The organism is bacterium (assembly GCA_029210965.1).
Classification (GTDB): domain Bacteria; phylum BMS3Abin14; class BMS3Abin14; order BMS3Abin14; family BMS3Abin14; genus JALHUC01.
Window position 1 is genome coordinate 40,634 of the sequence record JARGFZ010000005.1, and the last position, 16,580, is coordinate 57,213.

Consider the following 16,580-nt stretch of genomic DNA (forward strand, 5'->3'; position numbering starts at 1 on the left):
CGCTCTACGGAAACCGAAAAGCGTGGTTTCCGGTTTCCTCACGGATCAATGAGATCCCTTTCAATCATTGATCCGGGCGCCTTTCCCGGGCGCGGTGACGATACCCCTTAACTATCGAAGTACAGTGCGAACTCGTGAGGATGGGGCCTCATGTTGATTGCGTCCACCTCGTTCTCCCTCTTGTAGCTTATCCACATATCGATGAGATCCGGTGTGAATACGTCGCCCTTGAGGAGGAAATCGTGGTCCTTCTCAAGGTGGTCCAGGGCCTCAGCCAGGGATCCAGGGGCCAAGGGGATATTTGCCATTTCCTCGGGAGACAGCCCGTAGATGTTCTTGTCCAGAGGCTCACCTGGATCGATCCTGTTCTCGATGCCGTCCAGGCCAGCCATGAGCTGGGCTGCAAATGCCAGGTAACCGTTACATGTCGGGTCAGGGGTCCGATATTCTACTCTTTTAGCCTTCGGACTTGCCGAGTACATGGGGAGCCTTATGGCAGCACTTCTGTTGCGAGAGGAATAAACCAGGTTGATGGGTGCCTCGTAACCGGGAACCAGCCGCTTGTAGGAGTTGGTCGTGGGGTTTGTCAGGGCACACAGGGCCGGAGCGTGCTTCAGTAATCCGCCCATGTAGTGCATTGCCATCTCGCTGATCCCGCCGTACTTGTCACCTGCGAAGAGGGGTTTGCCGTCTTTCCAGATGCTCTGATGCGTGTGCATCCCGGAGCCGTTGTCCCCAAAAATGGGCTTGGGCATGAAGGTTGCCGTTTTCCCGTGCTTCCTGGCAACGTTCTTGACCACATACTTGAACCTCATGAGGTTGTCAGCGCACTGGACGAGGGGAGCGTACTTCATGTCGATCTCCGCTTGCCCGGCGGTGGCCACCTCGTGGTGCTCTGCCTCGATCTCGATCCCGTAAGTATCCTGGAGGATCTGGACCATTTCCATCCTGATGTCGGTCTGGCTGTCGTTTGGAGGGGCGGGGAAGTAACCGCCGCCGTGCTTGGCCTTGTAACCCAGGTTGGGGCCTTCCTCACTGCCGGTGTTCCAACAGCCCTCCACCGAATCGATGTAGTAGTACCCCGAGTGAGCGTTCTGGTCGAAACGGATGCCGTCGAAGATAAAGAACTCGGCCTCGGGACCGAAGAAGGCCGTGTCGCCTATCCCCGTGGACTTAAGGTACACCTCTGCTTTCTGGGCCACGTGACGAGGATCCCTGGAATAGGGCTCCTTGGTGATGGGATCGAAGATGTTGCAGATCATGGACATGGTAGGTACATACGTCAGGAAGGGGTCTATCATTACGGTGGACGCATCCGGGATGACCAGCATATCGCTGGCGTGGATGGGCTGCCACCCACGAATAGAGGAACCATCGAAACCGAACCCCTCTTCAAAGCTGCTCTCCTCAAGCTGTTGGATGGGCACACTGAAGTGCTGCCATGTACCAGGCAGATCCATGAACTTGAGATCTACCATTTTGATGCCTTTTTCCTTCGCTAATTCCAGTACCGCTTTGGGTGTCATATCTACCTCCGTCTTTTAATTGTCCCTTATGCTCAGGGCAGTTCTTGATCAATTCCCGGGATATTATCTTTAACCTGCTGTCTTGCGAGCAGGTTAAAGATCAGATAGCCTCTTCCCCGGTCTCCCCGGTGCGAATCCGTATTGTGTCCTCAACAGGTATGACGAAGATCTTGCCATCTCCTATCCTTCCAGTCTTGGCCGCCTTGGCCACTGCATCGAGGACTTTGTCCAGGATCTCATCCTGGACCACAACCTCGATCTTGACCTTGGGTAGAAAGTCAACGATGTACTCAGCGCCCCGGTACAGCTCAGTATGACCTTTCTGCCGACCGAAACCCTTGACCTCACTTACGGTCATACCCTGGATCCCCAGGGCGTTGAGCGCCTCCTTGACTTCCTCCAGCTTGAACGGTTTGATGATCGCTTCAACTTTCTTCATGTTAAACACCTCCCTTGTGCCGTCTCAGAATATGCAATGGGCTAAAGCCAATTGCATATGTAGCGAAATCTTCGCTTAAACAGCTAATAGCGCAGAACGAAGCAGGATGGATTAGACAAAAGTCCATCAACCGCTGGCCTTTAAAGAGCAACAGCCGTACCAAACTTCAGGTTTCAGAATTAATCCACGTAACCTGAAGATAAATAAAAAAAATAAGGAGCATGGGGCTGATACAGACGTGAAGGGTGCAAAAGATTTTGCACAGAAAAGGAACAGGGGAAATTTTTATGCCTAAAAATCAGGCGATTGAATGTATTTCAGGAATAAACTCTATATTTCAAATCCGAGAGATAAGAGTTACCAGGATCTCACGGATTTGAAATACCAAGTATCTCCAGTTCGCGCATACCCCGGGGGATCTGCACCTGGACCACGTCTCCCACAGTCTTTCCAATAAGAGCCCTGGCGACGGGAGAGCTTATGCTGATGCGCTGTTCTGCGATATCCGCCTCGTCCATGCCCACGATCTGATAGGAGATCTCTTCACCCGAATCCAGGTCCTGAACCGTTACCTGCAGACCGAACACGACCCTTTCTGTGCTCATGGCAGCGGGGTCCACAACATCGGCATTGGCGATCTTGTTCGCATGATCACGGATCTTCCTCTCAAGAAAAGCCTGATGCTCCTTGGCGGCGTCGTACTCGGCGTTCTCTGATATATCCCCGTGCCCCCTGGCTACGGCGATGGCTTCGATCACCTTCGGACGCTCAACCGACTTTAGCCTCTTGAGTTCCTCCTGGAGTTTCTTTAATCCACCTGGGGTGATGGGGTACTTGGACATGAATTTTACTCTCCTGATTTATGATGACTACCCTAATAGGCCAAAAAAAAAGCAACCACCTGCACACTGCACAGGTGGAAACATAAAATAGTAGATACCCCGAAACTACCGAAATGTCAACTGTTTTCAGCTTTTTGGGTTAACAGGGAACAGGAACTGTTCAATATCTCGTGTCAGATCTTCCAACTGGACCCTGGATACATCCACAGCCCCCACCGAGTTTAAAAAAATCCGCCCATAGGAGCGCCGCACCACACGCCCGTCGCAGATCACAACATATCCCCTGTCAAAGCGGTGTCGGATCAACCTCCCCACACCCTGCCTGAAACGAATGACCGCCCGAGGAACGGAGTCCTCATAAAAGGGTTCTCGCCCCTGTTGGATAAGAATCTGGCTCCTGGCCTCATTGATCGGATCGGTAGGAACCGGGAAAGGCAAACGGGCAATAATGACAAGACGCAATGAAGTTCCCACCACATCGACCCCTTCCCAGAAACTGTCCGTGGCAAAAAGAACCGAGTCGGGATCGGCTCTGAAACGTTCAAGTAAAACGCTCCTCTGGGCTTCACCCTGCCGCATGACATGTATTCCTGCCTCTTCGAACGGCCCGGAGCAACTTTCGTGAACAGCGGAAAGGGTTTTATAGGAGGTAAACAGGACCAGGGTTCCACCACCTGCAGCCAGAACCAGATCCCTGATGGCCCCCGAGAGAGCATCGGTGAACCCATAACTTCCAGGGTCGGGGAGTGAATCCAGCACAGCAAGGCGCATCTGCTTGCCAAGGTCAAAGGGTGTTGGATATGTCCAGTGCCTGATCTCGCGGTCGGAGAGACAATCAAGGCCCAGTTGACGATCAAAAAAATTGAAACTCCCCGAGACAGTAAGAGTCGCCGATGTCATTACCACCGCTCCCACCTGGGTAAAGAGAGTCTGCTCCAAAATGGGTGCCACATCAAGGGGCGTCAGATGAAGACTGACTTGTTGTCTGCCGGAGCGCCCCCTGACCTGGACCCAGAAGACCTCTTCCGGATCTTCCCCTTCAAGTATGCGCTTTAAAAATTGTGCCGCAGCATCCATACGGCTGAAAGCGGCGGCAAGGTCACCCCAGACGTGCTCGAAATCGTCATGGCCTTCATCCACCAGTTCCCTGATGCGGCTATTGACCTTTCTGAGGGGGGCCACAACGCTGCCGATAAGGGAGACCATCTCCTTCAGAAGACCCTGGATCCCCTGCCATGGCAATTCCTCTCGTCGCTCCAGAGGAATTCTCCAGCGGTAATCCCCTCCCCCATCCGTGGATGGGGAGCGCGAATATTCTGCCATGGACCCTGACCCTGGATCTTGGACCTTTGATCCTTGCCTGGTTTTCTTTGAGATCTGAGATCTGAGATCTGAGATTCGTGGTTCTCCAGAGAGCCACGACACCAGATCCTCACCGATATCCTCAAAGAGGGTATCAAGGCTGCCGCGGGCCCGCCCGACTTCCTCGGTCAATTTCCGCACCAGTTCTGCAAGATCCTCCCTGCCTTTTTTGTTTGAGCCCTTCAGATTCCCGATACGTTTCCGCAGGAACGGTGCCAGGCCGCGCTCCGGGTTGCGCGTGTTCACCAGGCGCCCCAGGTGGGCCATCAAACCCCGCCTGCTCAGACCTTCCTCGAAATAGGATATGGCCACATCCTCCACGTTATGAGCCTCGTCCAGAATGACGGCCTCGTAGCGGGGCATGATAGCGGCGCTTTCGTGTCCCCCTTCCCTGAGGGAGAGATCTGCGAACAGGATGTGGTGGTTTGCCAATAGAAGCTGGGCCGAAGAGGCTTCCAGGCGGGCTCTGTAGAAGAAACAATCGGAAAAGTTGGAACACCTGGCCCGGGTACAGGAATCCGACTCGGCCCTGAAATTGGACCAGTTGGCATCTGCAGGGACAAAGGGCAGATCGGACAAGGTGCCGTCCGCTGTTGTCCGACTCCAGGCCAGAAGCTGCTGAATTTCCTTGAGATCATCCAGTTCCAGCAGGGTATTGCCGACATCCCCTTCCAGCAGATCCCTCTTTCGGAGACAGCAGTAGTTTCCCCTGCCCTTGATAAGAACTGCCTTGATGGTAACTCCGAGGGCTTCTTCCAGAATGGGAAGGTCCTGATCCAGTATCTGTTCCTGCAGGTTGATCGTTCTTGTGGCCACAACAACACGCCGGTTGCTTCGAAGGGCCCAGAGAGCTGCCGGGACCAGATACGCCAGGCTTTTACCAGTTCCAGTCCCGGCCTCCAGAACCCCCACAGCCCCCGACTCCAGGACACCTGCCACGTCGGAGGCCATCTGGCCCTGCGCCGGGCGCTCCTCGTAGTTGGGGTGCGTCCTGGCCAGCGTTCCACCAGGCTCGAAAAGGGCTGCCACCTCCATGGGATCAAGAGGGTCCGGGCGTTTGACGGCCATGTGTGGTTCAACCACGGCGTAGACGCGCTCACACATGTTGTCGACAATGTAAAACCCGATCCCCTGAGCCCCGAGGCTGGATGCGACTTCAAGGTCCGCTCCTGAAGGGACGAGAAGCCCGTTGGGGTGATTATGAATAACAACATCTCCTGCCTGGGCAATGGCAGCGGCAGCCGGGACAGCTCCGGAGTTGCCTCTGGCGAGGACCTCCACCGCCTCCACGATATCCTCTTCGCCGAGACGGCCGAGGAAAAAGACCTCATTCCCGCCGGCTTTTTCTATCTCCCCGGCAACAGCCTCACGGGACTCATCCGAGATCCTTTCTGCAACAGGTGCTCCGGGTCCTTTGGATAATTTCAATGCAGTGATCCTATTTTAGGGTGCGGCGATGTGAAATGAATTCGAGCCTCACCGTCAGGTTGTGTCTATGGTCAGCTCGCTTCACCCACTGTTGTTTAAGTTCCTGATAGTAGACCAATGGATGGAAAAGGGCCATGATAAGTGATGTGTTACCTGTATTTTGTAAACGGCGATCATGGACATAGAACCTCAAATCCCAGGTTATTAGACAAAAAAAGCCCCGCTAAACGCGGGGCTTTCTGCGTGGCCAGTCCGTATATTAATCCACACTGATCTGGACCAGTTTTTCCTTTTCTTCCTCAGCCTTGGGCAGGATGATCCGAAGCACGCCATCCACGAAAGTTGCCTTGACCTTGTCGGTCTTGACATTGGAAGGAAGGGTCACGGACCGGGAGAAACTTCCGAAGCTTCTCTCCACATAGTACCGGTTCTCGCCCTTTTCCTCCCTTTCCTCATTCTTCTCGCCCTTGATACTGAGAACATCGTCCTTGAGGGTGACCTCCACGTCCTCCTTCTTGACACCCGGGAGCTCCACCTTTACCTGAAGATCCTCCACAGTGTCAACGATATCTACGGCCGGGTTGAAAGCAGCTACGGTTTTCTCACCGGTATCATCGTAGAAATCAGAAAAGACCCTGTTCATTTCGTCCTGAAGACCTCTCAGCCCAAAGAAGGGCCTGTAGTATACAGGACGCCCACCTCTGTATCGCTCGATCTGCATAGTTTAGAACCTCCTTTCTATATTCAGGTTTTTTTTACTACAGTTAAAATTTAACTCACACTTGGTGCATGTCAAGATACCCTACCCTTGCTACAGGTAAACCTCATGGAGTATTATCCCTCTGGTCATGTTATCTATTCTCGAGAACATATCCCCGGTATTCCTGGTTATCCTGCTTGGCTTTGGGTCGCGAAGATTGGGGTTTCTACCGGATATCTTCATCAGTTCCGCCAACAGGCTGGTGTATTTCGTCGCCATTCCTCTTCTCGTTTACAATGAGATCTCCATGGGTACCTTCTCCGAGAGCTTCGACCTGCGGCAGATCGGCGGCACCTTTCTGGCAGTAGGAGCTGTGGGAACAGCTGCCTATCTACTGGCCAGAACCCTCAAACTGGCCCCTGACAGAACCGCCACCTTTGTCCAGACTTCCTTTCACGGGAACCTGGGCTACGTAGGCCTTGCGGTCGTCTTTTATACTCTGGGGCCGGAAGGCCGGGGGGCGGCCAGTGTTCTGGCTGGCTTCCTCATCCTTTTCCAGAACGTGATGTCCATCGGAATGTTCACCTTCGTGGCATCGGGTGATCAGAAGATCGATTTCAAGGCGATGGGCAAATTCCTGGGCAACCCCATCATACTGGCCACCCTGCTGGGACTATTCTCGTCTGCAGCCGGGGTCAGGGTACCTCATTTTCTGGAACGCTCTTTTGGCATTGTGGGAGACATGGCACTGCCCCTGGCTCTCCTTATCATTGGGGGATCTCTGAAAACCGCCCCCGGCAAAAGGATTCAACTGGTGACTTTTTCTACCACCTTCAAGCTGCTTTTTCTGCCCTTGATCGGTTTTTTTCTTTTCAGAGGTATGGGAGTAGGACCGGTCCAGGCCGAGACCGCTGTCATCCTTCTCGCCGCCCCTTCAGCAACAGTGACCTATATTATGGCATCGGAAATGGGGGGAGAACCCGAACTTGCCGCAGCATCGGTGACTATCAGCACTATTGTTTCCATCGCCACCTTTACAGTGTGGATAGCGGTATTGGGTGTTTAATATAATTCAGGATTGAGGATTAAGAATTGAGGAATCACGGTGTGCGCTCTGGCTCTTAATTTTCAATGCTCAATTCGGAATCCTGAATCACGGAGGATCCTATGCGCATCGAATGGAACGATTATTACAAAGACAAACTCATCGAGGCTGCCAAAGAGATGGCCCTGACTGCGAGGACGGCCCCCAAGGCTCGGGGGCGCGATCAACTTCACATCCTGATCCTCACAGACGATGACAAGGACGCACTCTCCGACCAGATGAACCGGATCGGAGAGGAGGAGAACATTGAATTTTTCATTCGCGACGCCAAAAATCTGAGAAGCGCCCCTGTGATACTGCTTCTGGGAACGGAGGTGAGTCCACTGGAGATCCCCCATTGCGGGTTCTGCGAATTCGCTGACTGCCAGGAAAACCGTGAGAATGATTCTGTGCCCTGCGCTTTTTCTATTGGTGATCTGGGAATCGCCGTAGGGTCAGCAGCAGCTTATGCTGCGCGGAACCACATCGACAACCGGATCATGTTCTCAGCCGGCAAAGCTTCCCTGGAACTGGGCTGCTTTCCTGGACCGGTAAAGGTGGCCTTTGGTATTCCACTTTCCGCAACGGGAAAGAATCCGTTTTTTGACAGAAAATAAAGGGTCAGTGAAGTGTGAACCGTGAAAAGTGGACGGTTAACGGAAACCACCGATTGAGGATTCCGAATTGATAATTGAGGGATTTAAAACGTACGCTTTCGCTCTAATTCTCAATCCTCAATGTGAAATACGCAATTAAATCGATTATTTTTTATTCTCCAATTTCCCGCTATTATACCCCCATGCTGGAACAAGCCACGGAACAATTCTCGGACCCCCCTGCTGGAACTATCGAACATGGAAAGTCCAGGCTGACCGTTATTTTCTGGTCGGTTTTGGGAATTACCACTCTTATCCGTCTCGCTTATGCCCTGAAGCTGCCTCTCACAGGAGACGAGGCCTATTTCTAGGAGTGGGGACGACACCCCGCCCTTGGCTATTATGACCACCCGCCGATAGCCGGATGGATCCTCTGGTTTACCAGGCAGATCCTGGGGGACACCATCGTGGCCATCCGTATTCCAGCGGTATTCACCGGAACCATGGTGGTGGCCGTCATTCACAGATTCACCCTGGATATCACCAGATCCAAGAGATCAGCGGCGCTAACAGGGCTGCTTGCCATGGGCATACCTGTCATCAGTGTCCCGGGCGTCCTCTACAGCACCGACACCCCTGTCCTGGCTGCCGGCACACTGGGCGGATATTTTTTTCACAGGGCCGTCAACCGGGGTGATAAAAGGGCCTGGCTCTGGACCGGTTTGTGCTTCGCCATCGTTCTTGGAAGCTAGTTTCTGGGCATTCCTCTCCTCGGCGCCGCCGCGCTTTACATACTTCTCAACCCCGGAGGCAGGAAGCACCTGAAGACCCCCGGCCCTTATGTGGCAGCGGCACTATCACTTCTTGGAATCATACTGGTTGTCATATGGAACGCCTCTAATGAATGGGCCACCTATACCTTTAACTTTGCCTCTCGGCACTCTTCGCCGTCCCTGAACCTGATGGGCGTTCTGGATTATCTGGCGGGGCAGGCCCTTGCATTGAGTCCCCTTGTATTTCTGCTTGCAATACCACTCCTTGCTGCCGCAATTTTGGTATGGAAAGATGATGGAGAGAAGGGGAGAAAGGTTGCTGCTTTCCTCGCCTTAGCCCCCCTTGCCGCTTTCCTCCCTCTGAGCCTTATCACAAAAATAGGTGCCCACTGGCCGGGTGTGGCGGTGCCGTTTCTCACAGTTGCCCTTGGAGCGAAGTTGTCTGCTGGAACGAAAACAACAAAAACCTTCATTGCCACCACTGCGACAGCATGGGTCATCACCTTGATTATTTTCATGGTACCCCTTGCTCCCTATTTACTTCCCAGGGACTGGGCCTATCCCCTGGGGCCTGGAATAAATACGGCACAGTTAAGAAAAATAATGAGTTCGCCAACAGATTACGGAAAAATGGCAGGAGTGGTTTTGAAGGAGTTGAGCCAGGAGGGAGAGTTTTTTGTTTTCACAAAGTCCTCTGCTCTTTCATCCCTGCTGGCTTTCTATGTGCCTGATCACCCCCAGGTAACGGTACTTGGAAGGGGCAGCGTTCACGGAAGAAATCATTTACTCTGGTTCAACCCTACGGAACACACCAGCACAAATGCCCTTTTCGTCACCTACAAGCCTGCTTCAGCTGAAAAAGGCTTTATTGAAGAGCGGTTCAAAATCTGGGAAGCGGTGATTGAAGCCGATGGGCCGGATTAAAGCCTGATATCGATCATAAAGTGTTATGGGTATAAGGGAGTTCGGTGATCCGTGAACTGTGAACCGTGAACTGTGAAATGAGATTTCTCCCCGATACTCCGTTACCCCGACACCCCGATAACCCCATACGTAAAAGCCCCTGGAGGTTCATCTCCAGGGGCTTTTACAAACGGCCGGGAACCTCCCGGCCATTAATCACCCTCACGAACTTGTCCTGCAGGCATCCGCTTTAATACGGTCCCGGGTTCTATCTTTATCGATATGACACCTCTTGTACTTCTTCCCGCTCCCGCACCAGCAGTCGTCGTTCCTGGCCAGCTGATGGGCCGGACGCTGGGTACCGTTACTGAACAGTTTCTTTATTGCGCTGATCACATGAACCTCCTGAAAAGCAGTGAAATATGAAGTGTGAACCCTTCGATCACGCCGCCGGCGTGACTCGGGGCAGGCGGGGCAGGCAGTGGGTGGTGACAGGAAAACAAGACCCAATCACCATGTTTTTATAATATTCTAAATACAGCACACCTGTCGGAATGTCAAGTGTGGGGCAAATTTCGAAACGGGGAACCGGCGAAGCGGATAATGACCTTACGATCTTTCCCCCATACTCCCTCTCTCCCTCTCTCGAAAAAGCCTCGGAGAATAATCTCCGAGGCTTTTTAATATTGGCGTCCCCAACGGGATTTGAACCCGTGTCGCCGACGTGAAAGGCCGGTGTCCTGGGCCGGGCTAGACGATGGGGACATAAATTTTTTCTGCGAAAAAATTTATCTTAATTTCAGAAATCAGTTCTTCCAGATATTTTTTCCTGCAGGAAAAAATATGGTGAGCCAGGAAGGATTCGAACCTTCGACCATCTGATTAAAAGTCAGGTGCTCTACCTGGCTGAGCTACTGGCTCGGGAAACGGTAATTCTTATTAAATATATGCTCTATTGTCAAGCTGAACTGCATCAATTCTCAAATTCCAAATTTCAAAGACAATGCTGTGACTCAGGTCCTGATATCTCTTTCGCCAGGTCGCCTGGTCGTGATTCGTTGGTCTTTCCCTCCGCGTCTCCGCGTCTCCGAGTCACCCTGTCACCGCGTCAGGCGGTTTCCCCAGCCCCCATACTGAGTTTCTAGCCTTTCCAGGGGTCTATGAGTTCGATGTACTCTGTCCGCTCCTGCCCGGTTGAGATCACTGCCACTGGAACCGCAGTAAGTTCTTCTATCCGCCGGATATATGATTGGGCCTCAGCGGGCAGGTCATCCCAGTTCCTGCAGCCGGCTGTGGAGGAGCTCCATCCGGGGTGTTCTTCATAGATGGGTACACATGCCTCCAACTCTTCAAGACCGGAGGGTAGCACATCATGTGTGCTGCTGCCGCAGGTATAGCCAACGCAGATCTTTATGGGGTCTATACCGTCCAGGACATCAAGTTTGGTAACCACCAATCCCGTGAGCCCGTTCATCCTTGCGCTCTGGCGCAGTACCACCGCATCGAACCACCCGCACCTCCTGGGTCGGCCCGTAGTCGCTCCGTACTCCCCGCCTTTTTCACGAATCAATTCACCCATCTCATCGTTCAGCTCGGTAGGGAATGGGCCTGCGCCGACCCTTGTCGTGTAGGCCTTGGTAATCCCAACAACCGCGTCGATACTACCCGGACCTGTGCCGGAACCGGTACAGGCACCTCCCGCCACCGTTGAAGAGGATGTCACAAAGGGATAGGTTCCGTGATCAATATCAAGGTGGCTTCCCTGGGCTCCTTCAAAGAGAACCCTCTCACCGGAACTCAATGCATTTTGAAGCAGGTTGGAAGTGTTAGCCACATGCTGTTTGAATCTTTCTACCAGGGCGAGAGTGGAATCGTAGACCTCCTGCTCATCGAAGGCTTGCTTGCCGAAATATCTGGTAAGGATAAAGTTCTTGTAATCCAGTGCGTTATGCAGCCTGTCCATGAAAACTGCCGGGTTCAGTAGATCACCGACCCTGATCCCGGAACGGGCCACCTTGTCCTCGTAAGCAGGACCGATCCCCCGGCCGGTGGTTCCGATGGCATTTTCGCCCTTTTTCTCTTCACGGGCAAGGTCCAGTGCCACATGGTAAGGCATGATGACGTGGGCCTGATCGCTGATAAAAAGTCGTCCACTAACATCGATCTCTTTAGCAACAAGGTTGTCCATCTCCGTGACGAGAGCCTCTGGTGAGACCACAACACCGTTTCCGATGAAACACTTTTTCCCCTTGTGGAGTATCCCCGAGGGGATCAGATGCAAAACGAACTTCTCATCACCGATAACCACTGTGTGTCCCGCGTTATGCCCACCCTGGTAGCGGACAACCAGATCCGCTCTTTCGGTATAGACGTCGACGATCTTCCCTTTGCCTTCATCACCCCATTGAGCTCCAATCACAACCACATTGAACATGTCAGGACCTCCGATTTTTTCTTTTCCCGGATAAGGTCTGTATCGCACGCCTCCTTGTCACACCGATCACGCCGCAGGCGTGATGACTCCCTTCCGTCGTCGCTAAAGATATGACGGACAGGCAACGGCCGAGGACGCCAGGAAGTACGATTCCGAATTGATAATTCAGGTCTGGTTTCTTGTTTATAAAAAGCTACAAATCCCTAATCTTACAAGGTATTTTCACGTTGTTCGCAGTATCGAAGATAGAAAGTCCATCTTCATCAAGGAGGAGCACCTGCCCAATATGATGGGCTTCAATATACGCGCCAAGCTCCTCATCAGGGATATCCCTTATCAAGCATAGAGTATTCCTGTTCCGACCGCGAAGCTCTACCGAAAGTTTCAGACCCTTCTCCCGGTCCGTGGTCCTGTTGACCAGGAGGTAATCCACGGCAGTTACTACTGTACCATGCCCGGATAGGATTTCCACCACCTCGAGAAGGTCGATGGCAAAACCGGTGGCTGGTGCCTGTCTTCCGTATTTCCCTGCCAGGTTGTCGTACCGGCCCCCTCTGAGTACAGCCCGACCAGCACCGGAAACGAAACCGGTAAAGACGACCCCTGTGTGGTAACGGAAGGCCGCCAGTTCACCAAGATCCACAGACAGATGATCGACCTTAACACCATAGGAACCAGCAAGAGAAAAAATCTCCCTGATGTTTTCAATGGCTGAGCGGCAAGTGTCGTTGGGTGCCACGGCCCAGGCCCGATCAAGGACATCCACAGTCCCGGTAAGCTCCGTGAGGACCAGGATGCCCTCCCGGACCCCGGCAGAAGTGTCGGTCTGCTCGAGGATCCTTTCCATTTCGCTGCGATCTTTTCGGCACGCCGCCTCAACGATGAGGTCTTCAACAGATTTACCAAATGCGGTCTCTTCGAAAAGACCTCTTGCGTACTGGACTTGCCCGACGCTCATGCGGACACCGGACAACCCCATTTTCCTGAGAGCTTCCATCCCTACCGCAAGTACTTCGGCGTCGGCCTGTGGATCATCGATCCCCATCAGCTCAACCCCGGCCTGGATCATTTCGCGCCTTGGATGACTGGGATCTTCCGGATGCCTGAAGACATCAGCCAGGTAGGATAGCCTGAGAGGTAATGGGGTCCGTAAGAGGGCCAGAGAAGCCATCCTGGCGACCTGGGGCGTTACATCCGACCGGAGCAGCATCATCTTACCGGTGCCCCGGTCTACAAGTTTAAAAGCCATGTCAAGTTCATCACTGTCAAGCCCGCGGGACATGGCATCCACGAACTCAAGGGAAGGGGTCCTGACCTCCTGGTATCCCCACAGCTGAAATACCCCCAGAACGACCTCCTCAACTTTACGAACGAAAGCCGCTCTTGACGGTGTCATCTCGAAAACACCGGCAGGAAGAAATAACATATTATCGATACTCTGCTTACTCAATTTCTCCACCTGTAAACACAGATAGGCGCAGGCCTGCACCATTAAACAGACCTGCGCCCGGTATGCGTCTAGAACTTGACCTTGGTCACCGTCTTGATGTGAGGCAGTTGGGAAAGTTCCTCCAGCACCTTTTCACCTGGTTCATCATCGATCTGCAGGAAGGAAAGGGCCTCACCGCCCGGTTTGTCCCTGCCGATCTGCATGCTGCCGATGTTTATACCATGGGCACCCAGAGTACTCCCCAGGTTGCCGATAACACCGGGTCGGTCCTCGTTGGAGAGGACCAGAACGTTGCCAACAGGGATCGCCTCCATGGAAAACGGCCCGATACGGATGATCCTGGGCTCACGTCCCTCAAAGATAAAGCCTGCCGCTGATATCTCCTGACCCTTTGCGGTAAGGGTCACCTCAATCAGGTTACTGTAGTCCTCTTTATCGGAACTCTTCACCTCATTGAACTTAAGTCCCCGATCCTCGGCCAGAACCGATGCGTTGACGAAGTTGACAGCCCCGACTCCCAGTACCGGTTCCATAACCCCTTTCAGAACACTGATGGTGATGGGTTCGGTCGGCAAGTCCCTTACTGACCCGGCATATCTGATCTGGACCATCTCAGGCGCGAAATCGCCCAGCTGGGATGTCAGAGAGCCCAGTTTTTCACCAAGTTCCAAATAGGGCTGGACCTTGGGGAGTATTTCCCCGCTCACCGAGGGAACGTTTACGGCGTTGGTGATGGTTCCGGTCACGAGGTAATCTGCTATCTGATTTGCCACCGCGATGGCCACGTTCTCCTGTGCTTCTCCCGTGGACGCGCCAAGATGGGGCGTCAGTATGACGTTATCCAGGCCAAGGAGGGGGTTGTCAGCTTCCATGGGTTCTTTGGAGAACACGTCAAAGGCCGCACCTGCCACCAGCCCCTTCTTGAGAGCCTCAGCCATGTCGGCTTCATTAACGATCCCTCCACGAGCGCAGTTGATGATCCTGACGCCCGATTTCATTTTCTTGAACGCCTCCATGTTCAGCAGGTTCTGGGTCTCATCGGTCCTGGGTACATGAATACTGATAAAATCCGATCGTTTGTAAAATTCGTCGAGATCCACTAGTTCAATACCCAGGTTGACCGCGGCTTTTTCGCTCATGTAGGGATCGTAGGCGATAACCTGCATTTTGAGCCCCTGAGCGCGATCGGCCACAATGGAACCGATGTTGCCCACACCCACGATACCGAGGGTCTTGTTCATCAGTTCGACACCCATGAAAAGTTTCTTTTCCCACTTCCCCTGTTTCATGGTGGCATCGGCCTGGGGGATATACCTGGCCAGGGCGCACATCATGGAGATGGCATGCTCAGCCGTAGTCACGGTGTTGCCGCCGGGGGTGTTCATTACAACGATTCCCCTTTTTGTGGCAGCAGGGATGTCCACGTTATCCACTCCGATACCGGCCCTTCCAACCACCTTGAGTCTGGAGGCCGCTTCGATGATCTCAGCCGTAACCTTGGTGGCGCTCCTGATCACCAGGCCATCGTATTGGCCGATGATCTTCGCAAGTTCCTCAGGAGCCAGACCTGTATTGACGTCGACAGAGAGCCCTGGTGCCCTCTCGAGGATCTCCACACCAGCTACAGACAGTTTGTCGCTTACTAGTACCTTCATTCATTCCCTCCTGGCACGAAACGTTTGAACAAAAAGGCACTACGTTTCGTGTCTTGTAATACCGGGCAAAAGGAATATTTCAAACTTGACCCTTGCCGTTGTTCCCCCTCAGGCTATTCGTTCTCTTTTACGCTGTGATCACTATTATTCATAACAAAGGACCTCAATGAGGTCCTTTGTTATGATACCAGTATCTCCTGGGCGGCTTTGACACCGGTTCCCAGTTTTACCGGCTGTCCGAGCTCTTTCAAGGTCATCTCGATGGCCGCCACTACAGTGATCATGTCCAGTGCGTCCAGGTAACCCATGTGGGAAACACGAAAGATCTTGCCTTTGGCATCGTCCTGACCGCCAGCGATGGTGATCCCGTACCTGGTCGCCAGATGCTTGACGATAAGGCCGGCATCCATCCCATCCGGTCCCATGACCGCACTGACGGAATCCGACGGTGAATCAGGTGCGAAAAGCCTGAGTCCCAGTGCCTTCATACCCGCGCGGAAAGCATCAGCGTAGGAAGCGGACCTGGCAAAAAGCGCCTCAAGGCCTTCCTCACGGATCTCGGAAAGGACCTGCCTGAGACCAACGATGAGGGAAACGGCCGGTGTATAGGCTGTTGTGTTCTTGCCCAGGGCCTTTCTCTCCTTGTTCCAATCAAAATAGTACCTCGGCTGGGTGCACTTTTCCACAAAGCCCCATGCCTTTTCACTCACCGACGCGAAGGCAAGGCCCGGCGGCAGGCGCCACGCCTTCTGTGAGCCTCCTACAACGATATCCAGCCCCCACTCGTCCACCGGGAGGTTCATGACCCCGACACCGGTGATACCGTCTACTACGATGATGGTGTCATCGTATTTCTTGACGATATCGGCCACCTCTTTGACAGGACCCGCAACCCCGGTGGAGGTTTCGCTGGCCTGCATGTAGACCGCCCGTATGGAGGGATCGGCTTTAAGCTTTTCGGCGATAATAGAAGGATCCACAGCCTGTCCCCACGGGACGTCGATGTCTATGGGCTGACCGCCGAACTTTGCCACCAGTTGAGACCAGCGCTCGCCGAACTTGCCGCCCCGCACGCAGATGGCCTTGTCACCGGGGTTCAGGATATTGCAGACAGCCCCCTCCATCGCGCCAGTCCCGGACGAGGCGAATATAAGCACCTCGCCTTTTGTCTGAAATACGTACCTGAGACCCTCCACCACCTCCGCGACGATGGCCTCAAACTCTTTCGTCCTGTGGTGCAGGATGGGCCGAGCCATTTCGAGAGAAGTGTAGGGAGAAACATCTACCGGGCCGGGTGAATAGATCCTTTTCTTGATCATCGCCACTCTCCTGTCAGGGTGGTTAAAAGTGAAAAAGGCGGCCACTTCGTCCGCGGCGGCCCCTGAGGT

General features: G+C 53.4%; 15 protein-coding genes and 2 tRNA genes. 5 read left to right on the plus strand and 12 right to left on the minus strand.

Going from position 1 to position 16,580, the window contains the following annotated elements; all coding sequences use genetic code 11:
• Positions 1 to 107: 107 nt before the first annotated feature.
• From glnA to P1S59_03610, 5 genes are all read right to left on the minus strand, one after another.
• The gene (gene glnA, locus P1S59_03590; protein ID MDF1525341.1) at positions 108 to 1,526 is read right to left on the minus strand and encodes a type I glutamate--ammonia ligase; all 1,419 of its coding nucleotides are present in this window, start codon (positions 1,524 to 1,526) and stop codon (positions 108 to 110) included.
• Between the two features lie 100 nt (positions 1,527 to 1,626).
• Positions 1,627 to 1,965 (minus strand): P-II family nitrogen regulator, encoded by a 339-nt coding sequence (locus P1S59_03595; protein ID MDF1525342.1) that lies wholly within the window; start codon positions 1,963 to 1,965, stop codon positions 1,627 to 1,629.
• Positions 1,966 to 2,333: 368 nt separating this feature from the next.
• Entirely contained in the window at positions 2,334 to 2,807 is a 474-nt protein-coding gene (greA, locus tag P1S59_03600) for a transcription elongation factor GreA (protein ID MDF1525343.1), read from the minus strand.
• A gap of 126 nt (positions 2,808 to 2,933) precedes the next feature.
• Positions 2,934 to 5,597 (minus strand): ATP-dependent DNA helicase, encoded by a 2,664-nt coding sequence (locus P1S59_03605; GenBank protein MDF1525344.1) that lies wholly within the window; start codon positions 5,595 to 5,597, stop codon positions 2,934 to 2,936.
• A 259-nt stretch (positions 5,598 to 5,856) separates the two neighbouring features.
• Positions 5,857 to 6,318, minus strand: a complete 462-nt coding sequence (locus P1S59_03610) for an Hsp20/alpha crystallin family protein (protein MDF1525345.1) — start codon at positions 6,316 to 6,318, stop codon at positions 5,857 to 5,859.
• A gap of 127 nt (positions 6,319 to 6,445) precedes the next feature.
• Between P1S59_03610 and P1S59_03615 the strand changes: the two genes are divergently transcribed.
• The 5 genes from P1S59_03615 (at position 6,446) to P1S59_03635 (ending at position 9,674) form a co-directional block, all read left to right on the plus strand.
• Positions 6,446 to 7,363, plus strand: coding sequence for an AEC family transporter (locus P1S59_03615; GenBank protein ID MDF1525346.1), 918 nt, complete (start codon positions 6,446 to 6,448; stop codon positions 7,361 to 7,363).
• Between the two features lie 101 nt (positions 7,364 to 7,464).
• Positions 7,465 to 7,998, plus strand: a complete 534-nt coding sequence (locus tag P1S59_03620; GenBank protein MDF1525347.1) for a DUF2148 domain-containing protein — start codon at positions 7,465 to 7,467, stop codon at positions 7,996 to 7,998.
• A gap of 182 nt (positions 7,999 to 8,180) precedes the next feature.
• Positions 8,181 to 8,348, plus strand: coding sequence for a hypothetical protein (locus P1S59_03625; protein MDF1525348.1), 168 nt, complete (start codon positions 8,181 to 8,183; stop codon positions 8,346 to 8,348).
• Positions 8,349 to 8,393: 45 nt separating this feature from the next.
• Positions 8,394 to 8,729: a glycosyltransferase family 39 protein gene (locus P1S59_03630; GenBank protein MDF1525349.1), complete on the plus strand. Its 336-nt coding sequence runs from the start codon at positions 8,394 to 8,396 to the stop codon at positions 8,727 to 8,729.
• Positions 8,730 to 8,819: 90 nt separating this feature from the next.
• Entirely contained in the window at positions 8,820 to 9,674 is an 855-nt protein-coding gene (locus P1S59_03635) for a hypothetical protein (protein MDF1525350.1), read from the plus strand.
• A 201-nt stretch (positions 9,675 to 9,875) separates the two neighbouring features.
• Here the strand turns inward: P1S59_03635 and P1S59_03640 are convergent, their stop codons facing one another.
• The 7 genes from P1S59_03640 to P1S59_03670 form a co-directional block, all read right to left on the minus strand.
• The gene (locus tag P1S59_03640; GenBank protein ID MDF1525351.1) at positions 9,876 to 10,049 is read right to left on the minus strand and encodes an SEC-C metal-binding domain-containing protein; all 174 of its coding nucleotides are present in this window, start codon (positions 10,047 to 10,049) and stop codon (positions 9,876 to 9,878) included.
• A 291-nt stretch (positions 10,050 to 10,340) separates the two neighbouring features.
• Positions 10,341 to 10,418, minus strand: a tRNA-Glu gene (locus tag P1S59_03645).
• Between the two features lie 79 nt (positions 10,419 to 10,497).
• Positions 10,498 to 10,574: transfer RNA gene (locus P1S59_03650), tRNA-Lys, on the minus strand.
• A gap of 220 nt (positions 10,575 to 10,794) precedes the next feature.
• Positions 10,795 to 12,087, minus strand: coding sequence for an adenylosuccinate synthase (locus tag P1S59_03655; GenBank protein MDF1525352.1), 1,293 nt, complete (start codon positions 12,085 to 12,087; stop codon positions 10,795 to 10,797).
• Between the two features lie 193 nt (positions 12,088 to 12,280).
• A complete protein-coding gene (gene hisZ, locus P1S59_03660) occupies positions 12,281 to 13,537 on the minus strand; it encodes an ATP phosphoribosyltransferase regulatory subunit (GenBank protein ID MDF1525353.1) in 1,257 nt (418 codons plus the stop codon).
• Positions 13,538 to 13,605: 68 nt separating this feature from the next.
• The gene (gene serA, locus P1S59_03665) at positions 13,606 to 15,192 is read right to left on the minus strand and encodes a phosphoglycerate dehydrogenase (GenBank protein MDF1525354.1); all 1,587 of its coding nucleotides are present in this window, start codon (positions 15,190 to 15,192) and stop codon (positions 13,606 to 13,608) included.
• Positions 15,193 to 15,371: 179 nt separating this feature from the next.
• Positions 15,372 to 16,511: an alanine--glyoxylate aminotransferase family protein gene (locus P1S59_03670; protein MDF1525355.1), complete on the minus strand. Its 1,140-nt coding sequence runs from the start codon at positions 16,509 to 16,511 to the stop codon at positions 15,372 to 15,374.
• Between the last annotated feature and the right edge of the window lie 69 nt (positions 16,512 to 16,580).